Annotated in this window: 19 protein-coding genes and 3 pseudogenes; 10 read left to right on the top strand and 12 right to left on the bottom strand. The window is 65.6% G+C overall.

All coding sequences use genetic code 11. The annotated features are described in order from the left end of the window. Positions 1-22: 22 nt before the first annotated feature. Together NA5_RS31695 and NA5_RS31690 are read right to left on the bottom strand one after the other, a co-directional pair. Entirely contained in the window at positions 23-1,267 is a 1,245-nt protein-coding gene (locus tag NA5_RS31695) for an alpha-hydroxy acid oxidase (RefSeq protein WP_062992693.1), read from the bottom strand. Continuing rightward, complete coding sequence (locus NA5_RS31690; protein WP_062992692.1) at positions 1,264-2,067, bottom strand: SDR family NAD(P)-dependent oxidoreductase; 804 nt, start codon at positions 2,065-2,067, stop codon at positions 1,264-1,266. The genes NA5_RS31695 and NA5_RS31690 overlap by 4 nt, the downstream gene beginning before the upstream one ends. A 179-nt stretch (positions 2,068-2,246) precedes the next feature. Here NA5_RS31690 and NA5_RS31685 point away from each other — a divergent pair, with 179 nt between their 5' ends. From NA5_RS31685 to NA5_RS31665, 5 genes are read left to right on the top strand one after another with little or no spacing between them, the layout of a single operon-like run. After that, entirely contained in the window at positions 2,247-3,599 is a 1,353-nt protein-coding gene (locus NA5_RS31685; protein WP_062992691.1) for an enolase C-terminal domain-like protein, read from the top strand. Further along, a complete protein-coding gene (locus tag NA5_RS31680) occupies positions 3,596-4,678 on the top strand; it encodes a sugar ABC transporter substrate-binding protein (RefSeq protein WP_062992690.1) in 1,083 nt (360 codons plus the stop codon). Before NA5_RS31685 ends, NA5_RS31680 begins: the two co-directional genes overlap by 4 nt. A 31-nt stretch (positions 4,679-4,709) precedes the next feature. Then, on the top strand, positions 4,710-6,230 hold the full coding sequence (locus NA5_RS31675; RefSeq protein WP_245672487.1) for a sugar ABC transporter ATP-binding protein: 1,521 nt from the start codon (positions 4,710-4,712) through the stop codon (positions 6,228-6,230). Then, a complete protein-coding gene (locus NA5_RS31670; protein ID WP_062992688.1) occupies positions 6,227-7,252 on the top strand; it encodes an ABC transporter permease in 1,026 nt (341 codons plus the stop codon). Before NA5_RS31675 ends, NA5_RS31670 begins: the two co-directional genes overlap by 4 nt. 2 nt (positions 7,253-7,254) lie before the next feature. After that, positions 7,255-8,487 carry an aldo/keto reductase gene (locus tag NA5_RS31665; RefSeq protein WP_169811391.1) on the top strand — a complete coding sequence of 411 codons (1,233 nt, stop codon included), beginning with the start codon at positions 7,255-7,257 and terminating at the stop codon, positions 8,485-8,487. Between the two features lie 22 nt (positions 8,488-8,509). On the opposite strand, the gene NA5_RS31660 is transcribed toward NA5_RS31665, so the two are convergent. Beyond that, positions 8,510-9,178, bottom strand: coding sequence for a FadR/GntR family transcriptional regulator (locus NA5_RS31660; RefSeq protein ID WP_062992687.1), 669 nt, complete (start codon positions 9,176-9,178; stop codon positions 8,510-8,512). A gap of 41 nt (positions 9,179-9,219) precedes the next feature. Here NA5_RS31660 and NA5_RS31655 point away from each other — a divergent pair, with 41 nt between their 5' ends. Further along, a complete protein-coding gene (locus NA5_RS31655; RefSeq protein ID WP_063813714.1) occupies positions 9,220-10,101 on the top strand; it encodes an amidohydrolase family protein in 882 nt (293 codons plus the stop codon). Then, positions 10,098-10,955, top strand: coding sequence for a fumarylacetoacetate hydrolase family protein (locus NA5_RS31650; protein ID WP_062992686.1), 858 nt, complete (start codon positions 10,098-10,100; stop codon positions 10,953-10,955). Before NA5_RS31655 ends, NA5_RS31650 begins: the two co-directional genes overlap by 4 nt. A 206-nt stretch (positions 10,956-11,161) precedes the next feature. On the opposite strand, the gene NA5_RS31645 is transcribed toward NA5_RS31650, so the two are convergent. From NA5_RS31645 to NA5_RS40840, 3 genes and pseudogenes are all read right to left on the bottom strand, one after another. Next, a complete protein-coding gene (locus tag NA5_RS31645) occupies positions 11,162-12,271 on the bottom strand; it encodes a glycosyltransferase (protein ID WP_169811390.1) in 1,110 nt (369 codons plus the stop codon). Then, a complete protein-coding gene (locus NA5_RS40845; protein ID WP_157110742.1) occupies positions 12,271-12,438 on the bottom strand; it encodes a hypothetical protein in 168 nt (55 codons plus the stop codon). Before NA5_RS40845 ends, NA5_RS31645 begins: the two co-directional genes overlap by 1 nt. A gap of 475 nt (positions 12,439-12,913) precedes the next feature. Continuing rightward, a pseudogene (locus NA5_RS40840) lies at positions 12,914-13,168 on the bottom strand (transposase); the annotation flags it as partial. 123 nt (positions 13,169-13,291) lie between these two features. On the opposite strand from NA5_RS40840, the gene NA5_RS31635 reads away from it, so the two are divergent. After that, positions 13,292-14,806 (top strand): transposase, encoded by a 1,515-nt coding sequence (locus NA5_RS31635; protein WP_218020201.1) that lies wholly within the window; start codon positions 13,292-13,294, stop codon positions 14,804-14,806. Between the two features lie 93 nt (positions 14,807-14,899). Here NA5_RS31635 and NA5_RS31630 read toward each other — a convergent pair. From NA5_RS31630 to NA5_RS31620, 3 genes and pseudogenes are all read right to left on the bottom strand, one after another. Beyond that, a pseudogene (locus NA5_RS31630) lies at positions 14,900-15,445 on the bottom strand (IS256 family transposase); the annotation flags it as partial. 16 nt (positions 15,446-15,461) lie between these two features. After that, entirely contained in the window at positions 15,462-16,643 is a 1,182-nt protein-coding gene (locus NA5_RS31625) for an IS110 family RNA-guided transposase (RefSeq protein WP_443093752.1), read from the bottom strand. A 286-nt stretch (positions 16,644-16,929) separates the two neighbouring features. Beyond that, positions 16,930-17,370 (bottom strand): annotated as a pseudogene (locus tag NA5_RS31620) (transposase); the annotation flags it as partial. A gap of 360 nt (positions 17,371-17,730) precedes the next feature. Here NA5_RS31620 and NA5_RS31615 point away from each other — a divergent pair. Then, positions 17,731-18,177 carry a Het-E N-terminal domain-containing protein gene (locus NA5_RS31615; protein ID WP_157110741.1) on the top strand — a complete coding sequence of 149 codons (447 nt, stop codon included), beginning with the start codon at positions 17,731-17,733 and terminating at the stop codon, positions 18,175-18,177. A 56-nt stretch (positions 18,178-18,233) separates the two neighbouring features. Beyond that, complete coding sequence (fxsT, locus tag NA5_RS31610; protein ID WP_157110740.1) at positions 18,234-20,369, top strand: FxSxx-COOH system tetratricopeptide repeat protein; 2,136 nt, start codon at positions 18,234-18,236, stop codon at positions 20,367-20,369. Between the two features lie 372 nt (positions 20,370-20,741). Here fxsT and NA5_RS31605 read toward each other — a convergent pair whose 3' ends face one another. The 3 genes from NA5_RS31605 to aroQ form a co-directional block, all read right to left on the bottom strand. Beyond that, a complete protein-coding gene (locus NA5_RS31605; protein WP_062992680.1) occupies positions 20,742-21,344 on the bottom strand; it encodes a phospholipid scramblase-related protein in 603 nt (200 codons plus the stop codon). Between the two features lie 251 nt (positions 21,345-21,595). Next, positions 21,596-22,453, bottom strand: coding sequence for a shikimate dehydrogenase (locus NA5_RS31600; protein WP_062992679.1), 858 nt, complete (start codon positions 22,451-22,453; stop codon positions 21,596-21,598). Further along, positions 22,450-22,914: a type II 3-dehydroquinate dehydratase gene (gene aroQ / locus NA5_RS31595; protein ID WP_062992678.1), complete on the bottom strand. Its 465-nt coding sequence runs from the start codon at positions 22,912-22,914 to the stop codon at positions 22,450-22,452. The genes NA5_RS31600 and aroQ overlap by 4 nt, the downstream gene beginning before the upstream one ends. Between the last annotated feature and the right edge of the window lie 14 nt (positions 22,915-22,928).

Genomic DNA, 22,928 nt, shown 5'->3' with positions numbered 1-22,928 from the left:
ATGAACCGACAGATCACCTCTGTTACCGGTAGCGGTGCCGATTACCTCGCGTGCTGGTAAGCAGGCGGACGTGGGCGGGTTCGAGTTCTTGTATGGAGCCGACGCCGAGGAGTTTCATCGTGCGGGTGAGCTGAGTGCGGAGGATGTCGATGGCGCGGTCTACGCCTGATTCGCCCCCGGCCATCAGGCCGTAGAGGTAGGCGCGGCCGATCAGGGTGAAGTGGGCGCCCAGGGCTAGGGCGGCGACTATATCGGCGCCGTGCATTATGCCTGTGTCCAGGTGGATTTCGAGGTCGTCGCCCACCTCATGGACCACCGAGGGGAGCAAGTGTAGGGGGACCGGGGCTCGATCCAGTTGGCGGCCACCGTGGTTGGACAGGATTATGCCGTCTACGCCTAGGGCGGCGAGGCGTTTGGCATCGTCTACCGTTTGGACGCCCTTGACGAGGATTCGCCCGGGCCAGCGGTCGCGGATCCAGGTCAGGTCGTCGAAGTCGACCGTGGGGTCGAACATGGCGTCGAGGAGGTCGGCGACGGTGCCGGACCAGCGGTCCAGGGAGGCGAAGGCCAGGGGTTCGGTGGTGAGGAAATCGAACCACCACCGGGGTTTCCGGATCGCGTCCAAGGCGCCCGTGAGGGTTATCGAGGGTGGGACGGTCATGCCGTTGCGCGCGTCGCGGAGGCGGGCTCCGGCTACTGGGACGTCGACTGTGATTACCAGGGTGTCGAAGCCCGCCGTGGCGGCGCGGTCGACCAAGGCCAGGGAGCGGTCCCGGTCTTTCCACATGTAGAGCTGGAACCAGTTGCGGGCCTGGGGATCGGTGGCGGCGGCCAAGTCTTCGATGGCTGTGGTGCCCATGGTGGAGAGGGTGAACGGGATTCCAGCTCGGGCGGCGGCTCGGGCTCCGGCGACTTCGCCCGCGGTGTGCATCATGCGGGTGAAGCCGGTGGGAGCGATGCCGAAGGGCAGCTGGGAGGGTTTGCCGAGGACGGTTGTGGTGGTGTCGATGTCGGCGACGTCGCGGAGGATGGCTGGGCGGAATTCGATGTCTTGGAACGCTTGTCGGGCCCGCTGGAGGCTGATTTCGGCGTCGGCGGCGCCGTCGGTGTAGTCGAAGGCGACCTTGGGTGTGCGTTTGCGGGCCAACTCGCGCAGGTCCCAGATGGTTTGGGCGCGAGCGAGTTTGTGGTCGAGGCCGCCGAAGGGACGCTCGAACCTCACCAACGGCGCGAGGTCGCGGTATCGCGGGATGCGGCGTTCGGTCACTGGATCGAATTCTCCTGTTGCTCTGCCTTATTCGGGCGGCCATTGGGCGCACGCAGCCGGAGTGAGTGCATGCCGCCGTCTACTTCCAGCATGACGCCTGCGGTCGAAGCCGCGTGTGGTCCGGCGAGGTACAGCACGGCGGCCGCGACTTCTTCGGGGCTGACCAGCCTGCCGTGCGGCTGGCGGGCTTGGAGCGCAACGAGTTCCGCGGCGGGATCAGGGGCAGCGGCGAGCAGGCGTTGCACCCAGGGGGTGTCGACCGTGCCCGGATTCACGCAGTTGACTCGAATTCCTTCGGAGAGGTGATCGGCCGCCATGGCGCGCGTCAGTGCGAGGATCGCGCCCTTGCTGGCGCTGTAGGCCGCGCGGTTCGGCAGGCCGGTGGTGGCGGCGATCGAGCAGGTGTTCACGATCGCGGCGGCGGGGGAGCGGCGCAGGTGAGGTAGAGCGGCGCGAGAAACCCGCACGGCACCGAGCACATTCACGTCCAAGACGCGTCGCCACTCGTCGTCGGTATTATCCTCGACGGTTCCCTGCGCACCGATGCCCGCATTGTTGACCACGATGTCCAAGCGGCCGAATGCGTCGGCGGCGCTCTCGATGGCCGCGCGCACCGAATCGTCCTCGCACACATTGCATGTCAGCGCCAGGCCATCGCGTCCGACCGGTGGGCCCGGCCGCAGATCCAGCACGGCCACCCGTGCACCAGCGAGGCCGAATGCGGTCGCGATCGCCCGGCCGATACCGGATCCGCCGCCCGTCACCACGGCCGTCAGCCCGTCCAACTCCCCATAAGTCATACCGACCTCATCCGCGCACTGATCCGATGTTTACAGCTTCGGAAGATAACACCACTCACCGAACGCAACGCCGAATTCGGACTATTTGCCGGGAATCAGCCCGAACCCACAACCCTTGCGTTCCTAGACATCGGATGTATAGTCGTGACCCAGATCACTTCTGGCAGCGAGGATCACGCATGGCTTTCATTACGGCGCTGGACACGCTGGATATTCGGTTCCCGACATCGGCCCAATTGGACGGCTCGGATGCCATGAACCCCGACCCCGACTATTCGGCGGCCTACGTGATCCTGCGCACCGACGATGCGGCGGTCCCGGACGGCCACGGCTTCGCGTTCACCATCGGGCGCGGCAATGACGTGCAGCAGGCCGCTATCCAGGCCCTCGACCATCTGGTGGTGGGCCGCTCGGTCGACGAGATCACCGGCGATCTGGGCGGCTTCGCACGCAGCCTGACCGATGATTCGCAGCTGCGCTGGCTGGGCCCGGAAAAGGGCGTCATGCACATGGCGATCGGCGCGGTCGTCAATGCGGCGTGGGACCTCGCCGCGAAACGCGCGGGAAAGCCGGTGTGGCAGTTGGTTTCGGAGATGAGTCCGGAAGAGCTGGTGGCGCAGGTGGACTTCCGCTACCTGACCGACGCCCTCACTCCCGACGAGGCCCTGGCCATCCTGCGCGCGGCCGAACCGGGCCGGGCCGAACGCACCGAGCGCCTGCTGGCCACGGGATATCCCGCCTACACCACCTCCGCCGGCTGGCTCGGCTACTCCGACGCCAAGCTGACCCGCCTCGCCCAGCAGGCGGTGGCCGACGGATTCGGCACCATCAAGATCAAGGTCGGCCGCGATCCGGACGAGGACGTGCGCCGGGTCATGCTCGCGCGGCACGCCATCGGACCCGATATCGGCCTGGCCGTGGACGCCAACCAACGCTGGGGCGTCGATGAAGCAGCGGAATGGATTTCGCGGCTGGCTCCGGCCGGGCTGTCCTGGGTCGAGGAACCCACCAGTCCCGATGACATCCTGGGCCACGCCGAGATTCGCCGCCGTGTCGCGGGGGTGCCGATCTCCACCGGCGAGCACGGCCAGAACCGCATCCTGTTCAAACAGCTGCTACAGGCGGGCGCGGTCGATGTCTTGCAAATAGATGCCGCCCGCGTCGCCGGTGTCAACGAGAATCTCGCAATCCTGTTGCTGGCGGCCAAGTTCGGGGTGCCGGTCATCCCGCACGCGGGCGGGGTCGGGCTGTGCGAGCTGGTGCAGCACCTGGCGATGATCGACTACATCGCCATCTCCGGCACCATGCAAGGCCGCGCCATCGAATACGTCGACCATTTGCACGAGCATTTTCGCGATCCGGTCCGAGTGGCGGGTGGGCGCTATCTCACGCCGCGCGCACCGGGTTTCAGCGCCGAGATGCTCCCCGACTCGCTCCGCGATTACACCTTTCCCACTGGCGCGGCATGGATGGAGCCGACCACTTTCTCAGCAGTACACCAGGTTTCGGCAAAGGAGCACGAACTCTCATGAACACCAGGATCATCGGCGCGGCAGTAGCCGCCGTACTGGTCGTCGCGGTGGCGGCCTGTTCCCGCGAACAGACTTCCGGCGGCGGTCCCGCCGTGGCCGTCGGGAAGGGTGCCGAGAACGGTGTCCTGGTCGGCGCGGACCAGCCACGCTCCGACACCGACTTCTGGAGCGCCTACGCCGGGTACCTCGGCCCGAAGGCCGCCGCGGCCGGGGTGAAGTTGGAGAACACCTCCTCCGACAATGACTCCAACCGGCTGAAATCCAATGTGGATACGTTGCTTTCGAAGGACGTCAAGGCGATCATCATGGCGCCGCAGGACACCGCCGCCGCGAAACCGGCGATCACCGCCGCGGCCGGAAAGAACGTGCCGGTGATCAGCGTCGACACTCGCCCCGACAGTGGCGGTGCCTACATGGTGGTGCGGGCCGACAACCGGGCCTACGGCACGAACGCCTGCACCTACCTCGGCGAAACCCTGCACGGCACCGGGAAAGTCGTGGAATTCCAGGGTGATCTGGCCTCGATCAACGGGCGCGACCGCTCCCAGGCGTTCGCCGAGTGCATGCGGTCGAAATACCCGAATATCAAGGTGATCGAAATCCCCACCGAGTGGAAGGCCGACAGGGCCACGTCGGGCCTACAGGACAAGCTGCTCACCGATCCGGATATCAACGGCATCTATATGCAGGCGGGCGGTGCGTTCCTCCAGTCGACGCTGGCATTGCTCGAGCGCACCGGCAAACTCGTCAAAGCCGGTCAGCCGGGCCATATTTCGATCGTGTCCAATGACGGCATCAAGGCCGAGCTCGACGCCATCGATGCGGGCTATATCGATGCCACCGTCTCGCAACCCGCCGATCTGTACGCGCAGTACGCCGCGATGTACGCGAAAGCGGCCGTGGACGGTAAAAAGTTCACGCCCGGTCCGACCGATCACGGCTCGACCGTTGTCGACACCGGCGGCGGCCAGCTCGAGGATCAGCTCCCGGCGCCGGTCGTGACCCGGGCTGGAGGCAAGGTCGGCGATATGGACACGGTGGCGAGCACCGATCCCACGCTGTGGGGCCGCGGGCACTGAACGGATCGACAGCCTAGCGATGGAAACCGCCGTGCCCGAGACAGTTTCACAGCAACAACCCGATCGTCCACCGGTGGCCGAGGCGATCGGGGTGACCAAGCGGTTCGGCCGCAATATCGCGCTCGATCGCGTCGGATTGCGCGTCACCGCGGGCCGCACGCATGCGCTGGTGGGGCGGAACGGCGCCGGGAAGTCGACCCTGGTGTCGATTCTGACCGGACTCGCAGCTCCTGATGAGGGGGAGGTGCGCTTCCAAGGTCACCCGGCGCCTGCGCCCGCCGATAGGGATGCCTGGCGGTCCCGCGTGGCGTGCGTCTACCAGCACTCCACGATCATTCCCGATCTGTCGGTGGCGGAGAATCTGTTCGTCAATCGGCAGGGCTTCGGTGGGCGCCTGGTCAATTGGCGCACACTGCGGACGCGGGCGCGGGAGCTGCTGGATACCTGGTCGGTGCCGGTGTCGGTCGATACCCTCGCCCGCGAGCTGTCGGTGGAGCATCGGCAATTGGTGGAGATCGCGCGCTCGCTCTCGCACGGCGCGCGGTTCATCATTCTCGATGAGCCGACCGCACAGCTGGACGGTCCCGCCATCAAGCGCCTGTTCGCGCGGATCCGGGACCTCCAGGAACAGGGCGTGACCTTCCTGTTCATCTCCCATCATCTCGACGAGACCTACGAAATCTGCTCCGATGTCACGGTTTTCCGGGATGCCCGCCATATCGTCACGGCTCCGGTTGCCGAACTGGCCAAGCCCGCGCTCATCGCCGCCATGACCGGCGATTCGACGGCCTTGGAAGTCGCCGTGCCACGACAGGCCCCCGACACCGCCCGCACACCGGCATTGAAGATCGAGAAGCTCACGCGCATCGGCGAATTCGACGAGATCGACATCGACGTGCGCCCGGGTGAGATCGTCGGACTGGCGGGCGGCGGCAGCAGCGGGCGCATCGAGGTGGCCGAGACCATTGTCGGATTGCGCAGGGCGGCAGGCGGATCGATGCTGGTGGCGGGCAGCCCGCTGCGCGGCGGCGGGGTGCGGGCTGCGCGCGATGCCGGGATCGGATTCGTGCCGCGTGATCGTCACGAGGAAGGGCTGATCCTGTCCATGAGCGTGGCCGACAATGCCACTCTCACCGTGCCGCACAAGCTCGGCCGGTTCGGACTGCTGTCGCGGCGCAGCCGAGATGCGCTGGTGGGCAACGCCATTGCGGAACTGGATATCAAAGCCGAAAACCCCCGGCAGAGCGTCGCCGAACTGTCCGGCGGCAATCAACAGAAGGTGGTGTTCGCCCGGGCCCTGGCCACCGAACCGCGAGTGCTGGTGCTGATCACCCCCACCGCGGGCGTCGACGTGCGCTCCAAGGAAACGCTGCGCGCGGTGGTGCGCGCCGCCGCCGATCGCGGCACCGCCGTCCTCGTCGCCTCCGACGAACTCGACGATCTGCGCGACGCCGACCGCGTGCTGGTCCTGGTGCAGGGACGGCTCACCGCCCGCTTCGACAAGGGCTGGGACGACCGCGAACTCGTCACCGCCATGGAAGGACTGCTATGACCCGGACCGCGATCGACACCGGTGCGCCTACCGCGGCCCCGCCGCACCGGCCGCGAATCCAGGTGCGCTGGGGCGCATTCCGCGATCTGCTACTGGTGCCGCCGATCCTGCTGGCGCTGGTGGTCGGATACTTCATCAATACCAATTTCGTCTCGACAGCCAATCTCACCAATGTGCTGAGCACCATGAGCGGTATTTCGCTGCTGGTGCTGGCCGAGGTGCTGGTGCTGGTGGTCGGCCGGATGGACCTCTCGCTGGAATCCACCTTCGGCCTCGCGACGGGGGTGGCGATCTGGGTGACCATGGGCACCACCAAGGTCGGCGCCTTCACCTGGGCGTCGCCGTGGATGACCATTCCGGTCGCGCTGCTGGTGGGCGCGGCGGTCGGTGTGGCGAACGGCCTGCTGATCGTGCGCTTCGGGCTCAACGGGTTCATTGTGACGCTGGCGATGCTCATCGCCCTGCGCGGGCTGCTGACCTTCCTCACGTCCGGGTTCACCCTCACCAAGATTCCGGAGTCGGTCGAATGGCTCGGCAATGCACGAGTTCTGGGCCTTCCGGTGAATGTGATCATCGCCCTGGCATTGTTCGTGATCGGATATCTGGCGTTGAACTACACCACGGCCGGGCGGGCACTGTACGCGGTCGGCGGCAATGAGGCCGCCGCCCGAGCCGCCGGTATTCGCACCGATCGGGTGGTCATCGCCGTGCTGGTGATCGCCGGGGTGCTGGCCGCGATCGGCGGGCTCATCTACTCAGGACAGTTCGCCAGCGTCCAGGTCAGCCAGGGCGACGGAATGATCTTCAATGTGTTCGCCGCCTGCGTCATCGGCGGCGTGTCACTCAACGGCGGGCGCGGATCGGTGCTTGGCGCGTTCTTCGGGATCCTGATTCTCACGCTGATCCAGAAACTGCTGTCCTACGGCGGGGTGAGCGCGGATTCGCTGAAGTTCATCAACGGTGCGCTCATCCTCGTCGCCCTGGTCATCACCCGCATCGCCAGCGGACGGCGGCAGGAGTGAGCATGCGGATCGCCTTGCACACCAGGCTGAAACCGGGCGCGGAGGCCGAGTACGAGGCCGCCCATCGCGCGGTACCGGCCGAACTCGTCGCGGCCATTCGCGCCGCCGGTGCGACCGACTGGACCATCTGGCGCAGCGGGTTGGATCTGTTCCATGTGATCGACTGCGACAGCTATGACAGGCTGCTGGCCGAACTGGCCGGTTTGCCGGTGAATATCGCCTGGCAGGCTCGCATGAGCGGGTTCACCGATATCCCCCACGACTATTCCGAGCCGGAGGCCGGTTTGCCGGTGGTCTGGGAGCTCAACCCGCGACCGCGCGCCGAGGTGGTGCTCGGTGGTGCGGGGTATGCCGGGCTGTACCGCGCTGTCGATGAGGACGCGGGACAGCAGGCGCTGGAAGCGGCGTGGGCGGCCGGGATTCGGAGTTTCGATACGGCGCCGCACTACGGCGGCGGGCTCGGCGAGGAGCGCCTCGGCCGGTTCCTGCGTGGACGAAACCGTTCGGAATTCACGGTTTCCACGAAGGTGGGGCGGTTGCTGTACGACGACCCGGACGCGCCCGACGGGGCCGATGAATTCTACGGCGCACCCAAAAGGTCACGGCGGCTCGACTATTCGGCGAAAGGCGTACGGCTGTCGCTGGAGCAATCGCTGGTTCGGCTCGGGCTGGATCGGGTGGATCGGCTGCTCGTGCACGATCCCGAGGCGCATATGGACCAAGCCCTTGGCGAGGCGCTGCCGGAGTTGGAACGGATGCGGGCCGAAGGGCTGACCGCTGGAATCGGTATCGGCGTCAACCACGTCGAGACCGCATTGCGGTTCGTGCGGGAGTCGGCCGTCGACACCGTCATGATTGCCGGGCGGTACTCGTTGCTGGACCGCCGAGCCGAGCGGGAACTGCTGCCCGAGTGCGCGAAACGCGGGATCCAGGTGCTCGTCGCCGGGGTGCTCAATAGCGGAGTGCTGGCGGATCCCTTGCGGCAGGCCACCTTCGATTACGGCCCGGCGGATCCCGCCGTCGTCGCCCGCGCGGGGGAGCTGGAGCGGCGGTGCGCGAAATACGGTGTGCCACTGCGGGCGGCGGCCGTGCAGTTCCCGCAGCGGCATCCGGCCGTGACGGCGATCGTGCTCGGATCCGGTACTCGCGCGGAGATCGACGACAGCATTGCCATGCTCGATCTGCCTGTGCCGGAAGAACTCTGGTGCGAGCTCGAGGATCAGGCGCTGTGGTGAATCGAGCGCTACGATGAGCCGCTCACTCCACCGCCCGGCCCAGCCATTCCATCACCCCGGCCACATGCGCCAGCGCGCGCGCCTGCGCCAGTTGCGGGTCACGCGCGGCGATCGCGTCGCAGATGCCGCGATGCTCGGCGACCGTGCGCTCGAACGCGCCCTCCTCGGTGACGCCACGCCAGATCCGTGCGCGGGTGGTCGGCATGGACAGCGAATCCAGCAGCGAGGCAAGGACTTTATTGCCGGATGCGGTGGCGATGGCGGCGTGGAAGCTCAGGTCGAGCGCGACCAGATCGGTCACCGACGCACTGGCGGGCTCGACCAGCGTGCGCAGGTGGGTGATCTGCTCGTCGGTCATGTGCTGCGCCGCCAGCGCGGTCGCGGCGGGCTCCAGAATCCGCCGCACGCCAAGGATGTCGAGCACCGAGTCGTCTTGATGGAACTCCAGCAGGAAGCTCATGGCGTCCAGCAGCGAATTCGGCTCCAGACTCGCCACGAAGGTGCCGTCGCCCTGGCGCACGTCCAGGATCCGCACCAGCGACAGCGCGCGCACCGCCTCCCGCAGCGAATTGCGCGACACCCCGATCTCGGCGGCCAGATCGGCCTCGCGCGGCAACCTCGATCCGGGCGTCAAATCGCCCGAGACGATCATCGCCTTGATCTTCGCAATCGCATCGTCGGTGACCGACAAACCGGTTCCTTCACTTTCGAGAATGTGAACATATGCCTCCGATGACTGTAGACGCCCATGCGCATGTCTGGGACATTCGCGGTGGAAAATTCCATGTCGAATACGACTGGCTGACAAATACATCCGATGTCTTGTACCGCACCTATACCCTGCACGACCTCAAGCCGCAGCTGCCCGAGCACGATATCGCGGGGCTGGTGCTGGTCCAGGCGGCCGATTCACTGGCGGAGAATCACGCGCTACTGGACGCGGCGGCCCATGCCCCGCGCCCGGCGGTCGTGGTCGGCTGGCTGCCGCTGCACGAACCCGAGCGGGCCGCGTTCGAGCTGGCCCGGCTGCGGCGGCCCGAGTACGTCGGAGTGCGGCACATGATCCACCGTGACCCGGATCCGACCTGGCTACTGCGAGCCGAGGTTTCGGACAGCCTGGCCATGCTCGCCGAGGCCGGTCTGAGTTTCGACGCGGTGGCCGAACGTTCCGATCTGCTGGCGCAGGTGCCGGTGGTGGCGGCCGAACACCCCACGCTCACAGTGGTTCTCGACCATCTGGGTAAACCGCCGATCGCGACCGGCGACTGGCAGCCGTGGGCGGATCTGCTGGCCGCCGCGGCCGAGCAACCCAATGTGGTGGCGAAGATCTCCGGCCTGGCCACGGTGTCCAAGCCCGGATTCACCGCCGCCGATTGGCAGTCGTACGTCGATCACGCGCTGGCGGTGTTCGGGCCGGATCGGCTGATGGTGGGCGGGGATTGGCCGTTCACGCTGACCGCCGCCTCCTATGCGCAGGTCTGGCGTGCCACTGTCCAGGTCCTCGGCGGACTTGCCCCGGACGACCGCGTCAAGGTGCTGTCCACGACGGCGCGGCGCGTGTATCGGCTGTCCGTCGATCAGGCGGAATCCACCAATGAAGGAGCTAGTGCGTGAAATTGCAGCGGATCGGCGCCGTCGGCTCGGAACGACCGGTCGTGGTCGACGGTGATCAAACCTATGATCTGTCCACGCTGACACCGGATATCGATGGTGCGTTCCTCGCCGCAGGCGGTATCTCGAAGACCGCGGCAGCGCTGTCACAGGGCCTGCTGTCGCCCATCGACCTCACCGGACAACGTATCGGCGCACCGATCGCGCGCCCGCAGGCCGTCTGGTGCATCGGCATGAACTATGCCGCGCACGCCGCCGAATCGGGAGCGGAACCGCCCCGTACGCCGGTGGTCTTCTTCAAGACACCCAATACCGTGGTCGGGCCGTACGACGACGTGATGATCCCGCGCGGGTCCGACCGGACCGACTGGGAGGTCGAGCTTGCGGTGGTGATCAGCCGCCGGGCGAGCTACCTGGATTCGCCCGACGCCGCCATGAAACACGTTGCGGGCTACACCATTTCGAACGACGTCTCCGAACGCCGCTTCCAGCTCGAGGAATCCGGCGGCCAATGGTCGAAGGGCAAGTGCTGCGCGACCTTCAACCCCCTCGGCCCCGCCCTGATCCCCGCCGATCGCCTCGACCCGAAGGACCTGCGCCTGCGCTCCTGGGTCAATGGCGAACCGCGCCAGGACTCTTCGACGGCCGACCTCATCTTCGACGTCGCGTACCTGGTCTGGCATTTGTCCCAGTATGCGGTCCTAGAACCCGGCGACCTCATCAATACTGGAACCCCCGAGGGCGTAGCCCTCTCCGGCCGTTTCCCCTACCTGCGCCCCGGCGATGTGATCGATCTCGAGATCGACGGCATCGGGCGCATGCGCCAAACCTGCCGGGATTCGGCAGATATCCTGTGATCGTCGATGGCATGTGAGGCACAGCGAGCACTGTCCGGCCGTTGCGGGTTCAGTGGATCCACGCTCGGTGTCCTGGCCGTCGAACATCCTGACCATCCCCGACGACGAACAATGACCACTGCTTCTGGGCTGGTCAGTCCGCATGCCATGATCGCGGTCGCACCTGTCATGCGGTGAGTTCCTTTGGGCACAAGGGGATTTCGTCGTCAGTGTCGGAGGGGTGGCCTGTTGTGGCCCAATGCGAGGACTTGTGCTGCGACCTCGTCGATGGCAGGCATGGTGGCCACCTCGGCCGCGACGGCGCGAGCAGCGTCGGCGAGGCGCGTGTCGGTGATCAAGGTGTGCAGGTGTGTCGCGGTGATCGTGCTTCCCCGCACCGCGATACCCGCTCCGCGCCGCTGCACCGATACCGCGTTCCACCTGCGGTCGCCGGGGGCGGGGGTCGCCAGCTGTGGGATTCCGGCGCGCAGAGCCGCATACACGGAGCCTGCGCCGCCGTGGTTGACCATCGCGGTGCAGGTCGGGAGCACGGCGTGCAGCGCGATCCACCCGACTGTTCGGACGTTGCCTGGAAGGTTGGTGGCGCGCATGACTGTTCGGTTCGGGCGGACGATCACGATATCGGCGTCGACGTCGGGCGCGGCCCGTAGCACCGATCGCAGCATCGCGTCGGGGCCGTCGCCGAGCATGGTGCTTCGGGTTACGACGATGCGTGGTCGGCGGGGGGAGTCGAGGAGGAATCGTGGCGTGGATGCGCCCGATGTCGAATACGGGATGTATCGCAGGGGCCAACCCGGGACAGAGACGATGCTGGGCGGCGCGATCGACAGGGTGGCCGCGGGCGCGGGAATGTCGGCACCGCCGAGCAGCCGCAACAGTTCCCGTCGAATAACGGTGCCGTCGTCCAGCGCGATATTGTGCAGCACTGTGGGGACGCCGAGGCGGGCCGCGGCGATGGCCGCGGCAGACGCGAAGGGTTCGTGCACCACGATGTCGGGCGCGAATCGGGCCGCCACTCGAATGAGCCTGTCGATCATCGGTTTGTTGGTGACGGCGAACACCTGGGCGCCGCCGCGAGCGTCGGCCATTCCCGCCGCGGATCGCAGTGCGAGGACGGGGTGCAAGCCCAACCCCTGCGCGATCGCACGGATGTGTCCGATGCGCGGTGCGACATCGACAACCGGGACATCGGCGGAAACCGCCGTCGCGGCATCGCCACCGGTTGCTACCAGTACCTGGTGCCCCTCGGCACGCAGATGCATAGCAAGAGGCATCATCGGGAACAGATGCCCGATCAGCGGTGTCGCTACGAACATCACCCGCATCGGAATACCGCCACTGCGGGGCCGACCGTGTCGGCGGGGCGTGGTTCGGGCGCCATGCTGTCGGCGGCCTCGTGATCGATCACCGCGTGCATCGCCGCCACGGCGACCTCCAGATGATCATGGTGCTTGCCTATTCCCAGCGGCGTGAGAACCGGCACCGACGGTGCGCTGAGCAGTTCCGAAGAGGCGCCACAGGGCGACGCGTTCGACCCGAGCCACCGACAACACCGCCACGTCGAAATGCGGGAAATCACCACCAATGCGCAACTGAGCAACGTTTCTATCTGGGCGTCAGCTACGCCGCAAACACCTCGTTCGACACAAGTGTGAACCCAACAAGATCCACCGATCCGGACGACAAGCTGGAACTCTATCAACAGCTGGGCTCGAAGTTGACCTACGACCATCGAACACGGACGGTGTTGGCCGAGGCCAACCCGAACCGCCCGTAGGCGTAGTGGTCGTGTCCGTAGGGGTATCGACCAGTACGTCAACCTCCTGCAACACCGAAAACTACTGGTCCTGTCTGTTCGACTACTACGGCGAGAGTAAGGGGTACCTGGCCCCCCCGTCCGCTCATGGCGATTACCGTGCGAGGGTCTATCTCGCTAACGGTGTTTCCGGCGGTTTCTCTCAGTAGGTTTGGGCGTTGGGCCAGCGGTCGGCGAAGGTGATCGCGAAGGCGTTGACCGCGGGTTTCCAGCGTGTGGTCCATCGTGCCCGTCCCTGCCCGGTCGGGTCGAGTGATCGGGTGACGAGGTAGAGGCATTTCAGGGCGGCTTGCTCGGTGGGGAAATGCCCTCGGGCTTTGATCGCGCGCCGGTAGCGGGCGTTGAGCGACTCGATGGCGTTGGTGGAGCAGATCACCCGGCGTATCTCGATGTCGTAGAGGCTGTTGCAGAATCGATTGCTGCGGATGGGGTTTGGCTGGGAGTATGTGGCGTGGCCAAGTCCTATCGTCCCGTGCTGCGTGATCAGCCGATGTTGCTGCCGGCCGATATGCACGAGTGGTTGCCACAGGATCATCTGGCGTGGTTCGTGCTCGACACTGTGGAGGCTCTCGACACCACCGGGTTGGAGCGGGCCACCCGTCGGCGCGGCGGCGCTGGCGCGGCGGGTTATGACCCTCGAATGTTGTTGGCGCTGATGGTGTATGCGTATTGCCAGGGAGTGCGTTCGTCTCGGCAGATCGAGCGGATGTGCACGACCGATGTCGCATTCCGGGTGTTGTGCGCTCAAGATGGCCCGGACCACACCACGATCGCCAGATTCCGTGCCGAGGCACGAGAGGTGTTCAGCGACTTGTTCTCTCAGGTGTTGATGGTCGCCGGCCGGGCAGGATTGTGTAGGTTCGGGACGGTGGCGATCGACGGGACGAAGATCGCTGCAAATGCGTCGATCGACGCCAACCGGGGCCGGGAATGGTTCGACCGCCAAGTCGGCGCTATCGTCGCCGAGTCGGAGACCACCGACCAGGCCGAGGACGCCGACAAACAGGATTCCGGCAGCGGAGTGGACCGTGTTCCGGCAGCTCTGGGTGATCGGACTCACCGAGCGCTACGAATCCGCCAAGCTGCCCAGGAGTTGCAGGAGCGGCATCAGCGGCTGGACAAGGCCGCCGAGCAGCGTGAGGCAGCAGCGATCGCTCGTCGCCGGCGATCGGAACAGGGCATGCCGGTTGTCGGACGGATTCCCGAGGGACCGCACCGGCTGCCCGAAGCGCGGGCCCATTTGGCCCGCGAGATCGCCGCGCACCAGGAGAAACTGGACCGCCATGCCGCATTGATCGCGGCCGGGAAGAAGCCGATGGGCCGCCCACCAGTACCGATGGAAGACAGCACACGCGTTCAGCGAGCACGAAAAGTGGTGGCCAACGCAGAACGAGCCGCTGCGGCGGCCGCCGGTCGACGGGTTGCTGAAGGCAAAACGCTGCCGAAAGTGGTCGCCAACACCACCGATCCACAGTCGCGGGTCATGCCGACCCGCAAAGGATTCCTGCAGGGTTACAACGCCCAAGTCGCCGTTACCGGTGACCAATTCATCATCGCCGCTCAGATCGGGCAGTCGACCAACGATCAAGCCTGCTTCCTCCCGATGATGCAGGCTGCGCAGGACGTCGCGGCCAGAATGTTCGCCGTCACCGCGAACGTCGACCATGTGATCGGCACCGTGCTGGCTGATGCCGGTTACAGCAGCGACGCGAACCTGAACGCGGCAGGACCTGACCGGCTCATAGCTCTGGGCAAGGACCGCGACCAGGCCCTCGCCGCGACCACGGAGCCCGCCGCGGGGCCGCCGCCGCGGGACGCGACTCCACGAGAGGTCAACAGGCACCGACTGCGAACCACGCAGGGCCGAGCCCTCTACAAGCGACGCGGCGCAACCGTCGAGCCCGGCATCGGCAACCTCAAGAAGATCCTCGACCGATTCTCACGCCGCGGCCTGGACAACGCCACCAGTGAATTGCACTTGGCGGCAACCGCATTCAATCTCATGAAGATCCATCGAGCGACCATCGCAGCGTGACGCCCTCGCCCCTCCGCCGATGCCAACATCATGTCGCCGAACGTGGTTCGCTGCGTCCACATCTAACTCTGCTGCAATTCTGCAACAGCCTCCGTAGTCCAGGAACGGGATGAACTCCTGCCATGAGTTCTCCCAAAGACGCACAATCGCACCGTATTTCATGCCCCACCGCTCGGTGAGCTCATCCAGCGCTGCCCGTGCCGCGACGGCGTTGACAGCGGTGTATATCGGTTTCACATCCCGGCGCAGCGCGTCCCAGTGCTGACGTCCGGCCAACCGGAAGGTGTTGCGGATCAAATGAATGATGCAGGTCTGGACCGTGGCCAGCGGCCACACATTCCCGACCGCGTCGGGCAGCCCTTTCAATCCGTCGCAGACCAGGAAGAACACGTCGCGGACCCCGCGGTTACGGATATCGGTGAGCACACTCATCCAGAATTTGGCGCCCTCACCACCGGTGCCAGCCCACAATCCCAAGATGTCCTTCTCCCCGTTGACCGTGACACCGATCGCGGCATAGATCGGCCGGTTGGCGACCTGACCATCGCGAACCTTGACCACGATGGCATCGATGAACACGGCCACATAGATCTCATCCAGCGGCCGGCACGACCACTCCTGCATCTCGGCGACCACTTTGATGCTCCTATTCTTGTCAAGCGGTGGCGAGCCATGCTCGGTAGGTATTGGCGAGTTCGTCGTCGCGGGCTTGGCCGCGTTCGATGCGTGACAGGGTTCCTGGCCAGACACCGAGATGCCTTGCGGCAGCGGTGAGAGTGATGTTGAGTCTCTGGCGTGCGGGACGCAGGTCGGCGTAGTCCGGGATTGAGATGGCGCGGGTCAGCAGCCGATAGATCTCGCGGGCGATCGCGCGTTTGAGTAGGCGCAGAATCTCCGGTTTGGATCGGCCCGCTTGCGTCTGCCGGGCCACATATGACTTTGTCGGCTCGTGCCTGGACATGCGGACCAAGGCGATGCGGTGCAGCGCATTGTTGGCTCCACGATCACCACCGCGCGAAAGTCGGTGCCGCGTGGTCTTTCCGGAGGAGGCTGGCACTGGAGCGGCGCCGCACAGAGCGGCGAATGAACTCTCACCCCGCAGCCTTTCGGGGTTGTCGCCAGCGGTGACGAACAACTGGGCAGCGGTGTCAGGACCGACGCCGAGAGCTGAACGCAGAGCAGGACACAGAACCGCGGTCAATTCGTTGAGTTCGGCGGTGAGGGTGTCAACCTGCTCGTTGAGGAAGGCGACCCGATCGGCGAGGGCCTTTGCGGCAGTGAGTATTCCAGAGATCATCGGTTCGGCATGAGCGCTGGGGCGGGTGCGGGTGAGCTCGGCGATGAGCTCTTTGGTGGTGTGTCCGCGGAATCTGGCGCGCACCGATTCCGGTGCGCTGACGAGCAGGGCCTTGATCTGGTTGATCGAGGCGGTGCGGGCTTTGACCGCCGAGCGCCGCGCACCAAGCAGTGCTCGGACCACGCTGGTCCGCTCGTCCTTGGGTTCTGACACACCATGCCCGGACAAGGCGGCTCGCGCTGCAGCATAGGAGTCGAGCGTGTCGGTCTTACCTATGCATCGTCGCGCCGCGCGATCCGGACGGCAGACCTCGACAACCGGAATCCCCTCTGCAGCAAGGGCTCTTGTCAATCCAGCGCCATAGCTGCTGGTGCCTTCCACCCCGACCACACGAGGAACGCCGTGACCGCTGAGGAACTCGATGGCTGCCCGATAGCCCGATTCGGTCGTCGGGAACTCCCGATCCGCCATCGGCTGACCGGTCACCGAGATTACGGCGAGATGGATTGTGTCGACGTGGGTGTCGGCGCCGCCGATGATCTCGCACGGGTCGGTCGTGCTTGCTGGTCCTGCCTTCCTAAATGACGGTGACAGCACACCGGCCGCGCGGACAGACAAGACATTGACGAGGCGAAACCAAGCCCCTATTAGGTCATCTCCACGCGGCCGACATGCTCGAAGCGTTCCCGCCCGAGCCGACGGACCAAAGTCAGGACAACCCAGCAGGGCGTCAGTCAATGATAGAGCAACGACCCGAACGGGAACGCATCACATCATCAATATCGGTGATCCGCGACACCGTCTCCTTCGACACCGACGCCCCCTAGATCTCAGCGAATTGCGCCGAAATCTCGCCAGTGGTAAGCCCTTTCGCATACAACGACAACACGATCTCATCCACCCCGTTCAACCGGCGTTGGCGTTTCTTGACGATCTGCGGTTCGAAACTGCCGTCACGGTCGCGGGGCACATCGATCGGCACCGGCCCGGTCGTCTCGGTCAGCACCGTTTTCGGTCTGGTCCCATTGCGCACATTCGACGAGTCCCGCTCTGGCCGGGCCTGGTTCGGCTCAAAGCCCAAATGCTTGGTCATCTCCTCGTTCAACGCGGTCTCGAGAACCGTCTTGGTGAACTGTTTGAGCAGCCCACCGGGCCCGGTCAGGGACAACCCCTGTTCCTTGGCCATCCGGACCAGCTCCGCCGCTGCCAGCTTCTCAGCCGAAGCCTCGGCCTTCTTCCTCGCCACGGCATCAAGTGTCGTCATCACGGCACCTTCCCGCTGAACATCGCTCAGCGAATCAGGCCGGAAACACCGTTAGATCCACAGTCCCCCGTGCGAATCACCTGGAGTGATGGCGGTTTGGTGGTGTCGAGAAGACGCGTCAGGAAGACACAGTGTCCGACTTCGAAGTCGGCTGCACCGGATCTGGTGCATGCTCAGCGCGATACGGATGGCGTTGGCCTGTCGCATTTTTCAAGCATCAACGCTGGTTTCGGTATCGCTGGAGTGGCGTGCGTGGGCGGCGTAGGATCCGGCAGTCAGAACTCAGAACATCGGTAGCCTCGCGCGGTATGGGGGTGCGGGAAGTTGGGAGGGGATCTCGTGTTGGAGACGGTGCCGGCGATTGTGGCTGAGGCGGTAGCCGTGGGTGCGGTGGCGGGGATGAGCGATACCGCCAAGCAGGTGGTGCTCGATGCTTATGAGAAGTTGAAGGCTCTGGTGTCGGGTCGTGTCGGGCGGGTTGGTGTCGAATCGGTGGAGCAGCAACCCGATTCGGTCGCACGCCGCGCGGTGTTAGCCGAGGACCTGCAGCGCGCGGGCGCTGAAGGTGATGAGGAGTTGCTGGCAGCGGCGCAAGCGTTGATCGCGGCGGTCCGCGCGCACGAGGCCGCTGCGGGTGTGGCGGTGGGTGTGGATTTGGAGCGGGTGTCGGCGGCGGCGTTGCGGATCCGCGAAGTGGAGGCGACCGGGACCGGTGTGCGGGTGGTCGGGGGCACGTTCGACGGGGACATCGAGATCGGTTCGGTGCAGGCGGGGCGCCGTGATCAGGACCCTCCTTCGGCGCGCCGGTAACCCCCACCCCGGCCGCGTCACCACACCAGCAAGCGGGGGGCATCAATCTCGCGGGGGTGATCGCTCACACCATCGCTATCGGCGCAACCCCGGCTCCCGCACCGGGTCTTGTGTCGGGGCGGGTGGTGGGGATGGTTCCGCAGCAGCCGGTCGACTTCATCACTCGTGCGCCGTTGGACCGGTTACGCAAGCTGGTGCACCGTTCGCCGGTCGTCGTGGTGGTGACAGGGATGCGGGGTGTCGGTAAAACCGAGCTTGCCGCCGCCTATGCCCGCGAGGTGTTGACCGGCGATGGTGAGGGATTGGTGGGGTGGGTCAACGCCGAATCCCGGGGTGTGTTGTTGGAAGGGCTGGCAGCGATCGCGCAGCGTCTGGGTGTGGATGACCCCAATGGTGATTCGGAGATCTCGGCGCACCGGTTGCGCGAGTTCTGGACCGGACGCCCGGTGGCGGGATTGCTGGTGCTGGACAATGCCACCGCACCCGATGAAGTCAAAGCGTTCCTACCGGCCGCGACCGGGATCAAGGTTGTGATCACCAGCACCGAACACGCCTTCGCCACCCTGGGTGCCGCACTGGATCTCACGGTCTACACCCGCCGTGAATCCCTGCGCTATCTGAAGAAAGCCACCAAGCTCGCCGACACCGACGGTGCGGATCGGGTGGGCAGGGAACTAGGTGATCTGCCCTTGGCGTTGACCCAGGCCGCGGCCACGATCGACCGTCTGGGTATCGACTACGAGACGTATTTGGGGTTGCTTGCCGGATTCGGGGACCAGGCGTTTACCCGGATAGCGGGGCATGAATACCCCTTGCAGGTACATCGGGCGATTCTACTGTCGATCGCTACTACCGAAGCTTCCAGTGGTGACCCCACCTTGGATACCGCGGTCCGAGGCGTCCTTGAGCTCGTTGCGATGCTTTCGCCTGCAGGTGTGGTCCGCGACCTGCTGCCCGATTATGGCGGGCGCCGCGATGAAGCCGTGGCCCGTTGCGTACAAGCTAGTTTGCTCACTCGCTCGGTTGATCGGACCGCGGTCGTGATGCACCGGCTCGTCGCCCGCGTCATACGCGACCGCGCCGACAGTGACCAGGACCGGGCTCGGTTGCTGGGCAATGCCCTCGACGTGATCGAACCCTGCCTGTTCGACCGTGGTCAGGCTTGGCAGCGCCGGATCGAAGGCGCCGGGCTCATCGACCACATCGACGCCATTACCGTCACCGGGCTGACCGGCCTCGACCCCGACAACACAGCCCGTGTGGTCAACGCGCGGATCTGGGCTGGCAATCAGCTGACCGCGGCCGCGGACCTCGCCCGAGCGATCGATTACACCCGCCGAACACTCCTCGACGCCGAAACCCACCTCGGTGCCGAGCACCGCCACATTTTGAGTATCCGCCACAACCTCGCCGACGCCTATCGGAGTGCGGGGCGGCCGGGTGAGGCGATAGCCCTGCTCGAGCGGTTGCTCCCCGATCGGGAGCGAGTGCTGGGCGCCGAGCACCCCGACACCTTGAGCACCCGCTACAACCTGGCTGGCGCCTATCGGACGGCGGGCCGACCGAGTGAGGCGATAGCCCTGCTCGAGCGGTTGCTCCCCGATCGGGAGCGAGTGCTGGGCGCCGAGCACCCGGGTAGCTTGACCACCCGCCACAATCTGGCTGGCGCCTATCGGGCGGTGGGGCGCGCGGACGACGCGATCACCCTCTACGAACAGGTGCTCCCCGACCGGAAGCGGGTGCTGGGCGCCGAGCACCCCGACACCTTGAGCACCTGCCACAACCTGGCTCGCGCCTATCTGTCGCTAGGGCGCACGAGTGAGGCGATCACCCTCTACGAACAGGTGCTCCCCGACCGGAAGCGGGTGCTGGGCGCTGAGCACCCCAGTACCTTGAGCACCCGCTACAACCTCGCCTACGCCTATGAGTCGGTGGGGCGCACGGGTGAGGCGGTCACTCTCTACGAACAGGTGCTCCCTGAGTGGGAGCGCATGATGGGCACCGAGCACGTCGGTACCTTGAGCATCCGCTACCACCTCGCCTACGCCTATGAGTCGGTGGGACGCACGGGTGAGGCGATCACCCTCTTCGAACAGTTGCTCCCTGTTGTGGAGCGGGTGTTCGACCACGATGCTCATATTGTTTGCGGAGTGCGCGAGCGACTGGCCGCTGCGGGCAATCGGCCGGTCTGAGTAATCGAGGGCTCAAATTCCATTGATGTCTAGTGCCGTTGTCGCGTACCGCGACCGACGACCACGCGCTCGGGCGTTCACCTGGCGAGTGAACCACCAAACTGCATATGTTGGGTGATTTCCTGTGGAAGCCACACGCGACGGGTGGGCAGGACCTGGGCGTATCGGCGGTACTGTTGGCCATCCCCGTCGTCGGAATCGCTTCCACTACAATTGGTCCCGTCGTCAACATCTCGTTGTGGCACGGCTTCGGTCTCAGCGCATGTCCGAAGACCTTTCGGTCACAGCCGAATCCGACTGGGTCGATCGACGGGGCTCGCCGTCAGGGTTCCCGCTCTCGTCAACCGGTTTGCGTCGCTCCCACAGTGGGGCTCATGGGATCACGGTGACCAGATCGCCTACGGTTGTCGACTTCACCTGCATCAGAGCGGTGTTGATCGACAGGGCGGAGGCAAGCACCAGACTCGCGATGGGCTCGCGCAGGTGATCATGGATCTCCACGACGTATTTTTCGGCACTGGTGATCGCCCGGTGCAAGCCCTGGGTGGTTCTGGTGATTCGCGCGATCTCGCCGCCACCGGCGTCGACAATGCTGAAAATCCGTGGTCCGAGTAGCCCATCCGCGTGAATGGTTCCCACCCGTTCGCCATCGACGAGCATCGCGAATCGCTTTGCGCCCCACCAGTTTTCCTGGATGATCAGGCCGATCGACTGGCCCGCCGAGCCTTCGACGACAACCCTCGACTTGAACACCTTACGAGGGCGGACCAGCGAAAGGAGAAGATTCTCGGAGGCATCGCGAACCTCGAGCTGGTGGGTGAAGAAGTTGCTGAAATCGCCGAAGAAACGCGCAAACTTCTTCAAACGGCTCTGACCGACCTGCACGACGGCCCCAAGCCGACGACCGTGACGGTCCAGTAAGGCGTACTCGGTGTTGATTTCGACAAGCTTGGGCTGCTGGTCGATGATCAGCACCCGCTCGGTATATAGCGAGCCACTGGATTGCCCCGGAACTGCCGATGTCGTCACCGCTTGTGTCTCCTTGCTGTCCGGACCGTCCGGGTCTCCACAGCCAGGATCAGCGCTCGTCGCGGTGCACTCCAGGCACCCGAGGGTGCGGCGACACCCGCCCAGCCGAAGATCGACGGATAAGGTCTCCGTGCGGGCAGGCACCGCTACTTCGTGCTGGGCAAATGCCTTTCAAGCCACGCCCCGCACGGCACAGTTCAGGGGCTCACCAGTTCGGCCAGGTGACGAAGCATCCGGCTCGCGTCCGGTGTCAGACCGGTGAACAGGCGCATCGCCTCCGCGGCTTGGTGGACGACCATGCGGCCGCCGCTGAGGTGCCGCGCGCCGACGGCGCGGGCGTTGCGGAGGAGTTCGGTTTCCATCGGCATGTAGACGATCTCGGCGACCCACAGGTCCGGGCGGAGCAGGCGCGCGTCGAGTGGCAGTCCGGGGTGTGCCGCCATGCCGGTCGGGGTTGCGTGTACCAGGCCGTCCGCCGAACGGAGGCGCTCGGCGACGTCATGCGGGTGCCCAGCCATGGCTCGTCCGTTCCCGAAGCGCGCAGTGAGCGCGGCGGCGAGATCATCCGCCTTGCCCGGATCGACGTCGAGCACGTCGAGGCGGGGTGTGCCGAGCGAAAGGAGGGCATGCGCGGCGGCCGCACCCGCACCACCGGCGCCGAGGAGCACGACGTGCTCGCACGCGACATCTGGGAGGCCCTCGAGGAAACCCGCGCGGAAGCCTTGCCAGTCGGTGTTGTGTCCGGTCATCCCGGTGTCGTCGAGGACGACGGTGTTCACCGCGCCGATGGCCTTGGCGTCGGGCGAGAGCCGGTCGAGGTGCGGGATCACGAGCTGTTTGCAGGGGTGAGTGATGTTGAGCCCGCGATACCCCTCGTCGCGGGCACGCTGGAGCAGCTTCGCAATGTCTTCGGGCGCAATGCCGAGGACATCGAGGTCCCAGAGCCGGTACCGATAGGAGATACCGAGGGCGGCGGCCTCGCGTTCGTGGAGGGCGGGGGAAAAGGACGGTCCGATGCCGGCGCCGATCAGGCCGACTTGCAGCGGGTCGTTCACACCGCGCTCCTTCGTTCGTGGAGCTGGAGCGCCCGGTCGAGACATTCGATCCCATACACATAACCCCGGATCCCCGCCCCGACGATCACGGCTTCGGCGATGTCGGAGACATAGGAACGGTGCCGGAACTCCTCGCGCTTGTGCACGTTGCTGATGTGCACCTCGACGACCGGCAGTTCAGCGGCGAGCAGCGCGTCCCGCAGCGCCACCGAGGTGTGTGTGAACGCTGCGGGGTTGAGGACGACGCCGTCGGTGCTGCCACGCGCCTCGTGCAGGCGGTCGATCAGCGCGCCCTCCGAGTTGCTCTGGAAGAAGTCGGCCTTGTACCCGAGTTCCTCGGCCCTGGCACCGGCGATCCGCTCGACGTCGGCGAGGGTGTCGGTGCCGTATAGCTCGGGCTGCCGGGTACCGAGCAGGTTGAGGTTCGGACCGTTCATGATCAGGAGGCGACCGTGCCGCATGTTGGTTCCTTTCA

This window comes from Nocardia anaemiae NBRC 100462, from assembly GCF_001612725.1.
GTDB classification, from domain to species: domain Bacteria; phylum Actinomycetota; class Actinomycetes; order Mycobacteriales; family Mycobacteriaceae; genus Nocardia; species Nocardia anaemiae.
The sequence above is the reverse complement of the archived record's forward strand: the minus strand, read 5'-3'. Positions and strand labels throughout refer to the sequence as shown.

Excerpts from the sequence above, each read along its gene's own strand:
- NA5_RS31690 (WP_062992692.1), bottom strand. The coding sequence starts at position 2,067 with ATGACTTATGGGGAGTTGGACGGGCTGACGGCCGTGGTGACGGGCGGC.
- NA5_RS31685 (WP_062992691.1), top strand. The coding sequence starts at position 2,247 with ATGGCTTTCATTACGGCGCTGGACACGCTGGATATTCGGTTCCCGACA.
- NA5_RS31680 (WP_062992690.1), top strand. The coding sequence starts at position 3,596 with ATGAACACCAGGATCATCGGCGCGGCAGTAGCCGCCGTACTGGTCGTC.
- NA5_RS31670 (WP_062992688.1), top strand. The coding sequence starts at position 6,227 with ATGACCCGGACCGCGATCGACACCGGTGCGCCTACCGCGGCCCCGCCG.
- NA5_RS31665 (WP_169811391.1), top strand. The coding sequence starts at position 7,255 with ATGCGGATCGCCTTGCACACCAGGCTGAAACCGGGCGCGGAGGCCGAG.
- NA5_RS31655 (WP_063813714.1), top strand. The coding sequence starts at position 9,220 with ATGACTGTAGACGCCCATGCGCATGTCTGGGACATTCGCGGTGGAAAA.
- NA5_RS31645 (WP_169811390.1), bottom strand. The coding sequence starts at position 12,271 with ATGTTCGTAGCGACACCGCTGATCGGGCATCTGTTCCCGATGATGCCT.
- aroQ (WP_062992678.1), bottom strand. The coding sequence starts at position 22,914 with ATGCGGCACGGTCGCCTCCTGATCATGAACGGTCCGAACCTCAACCTG.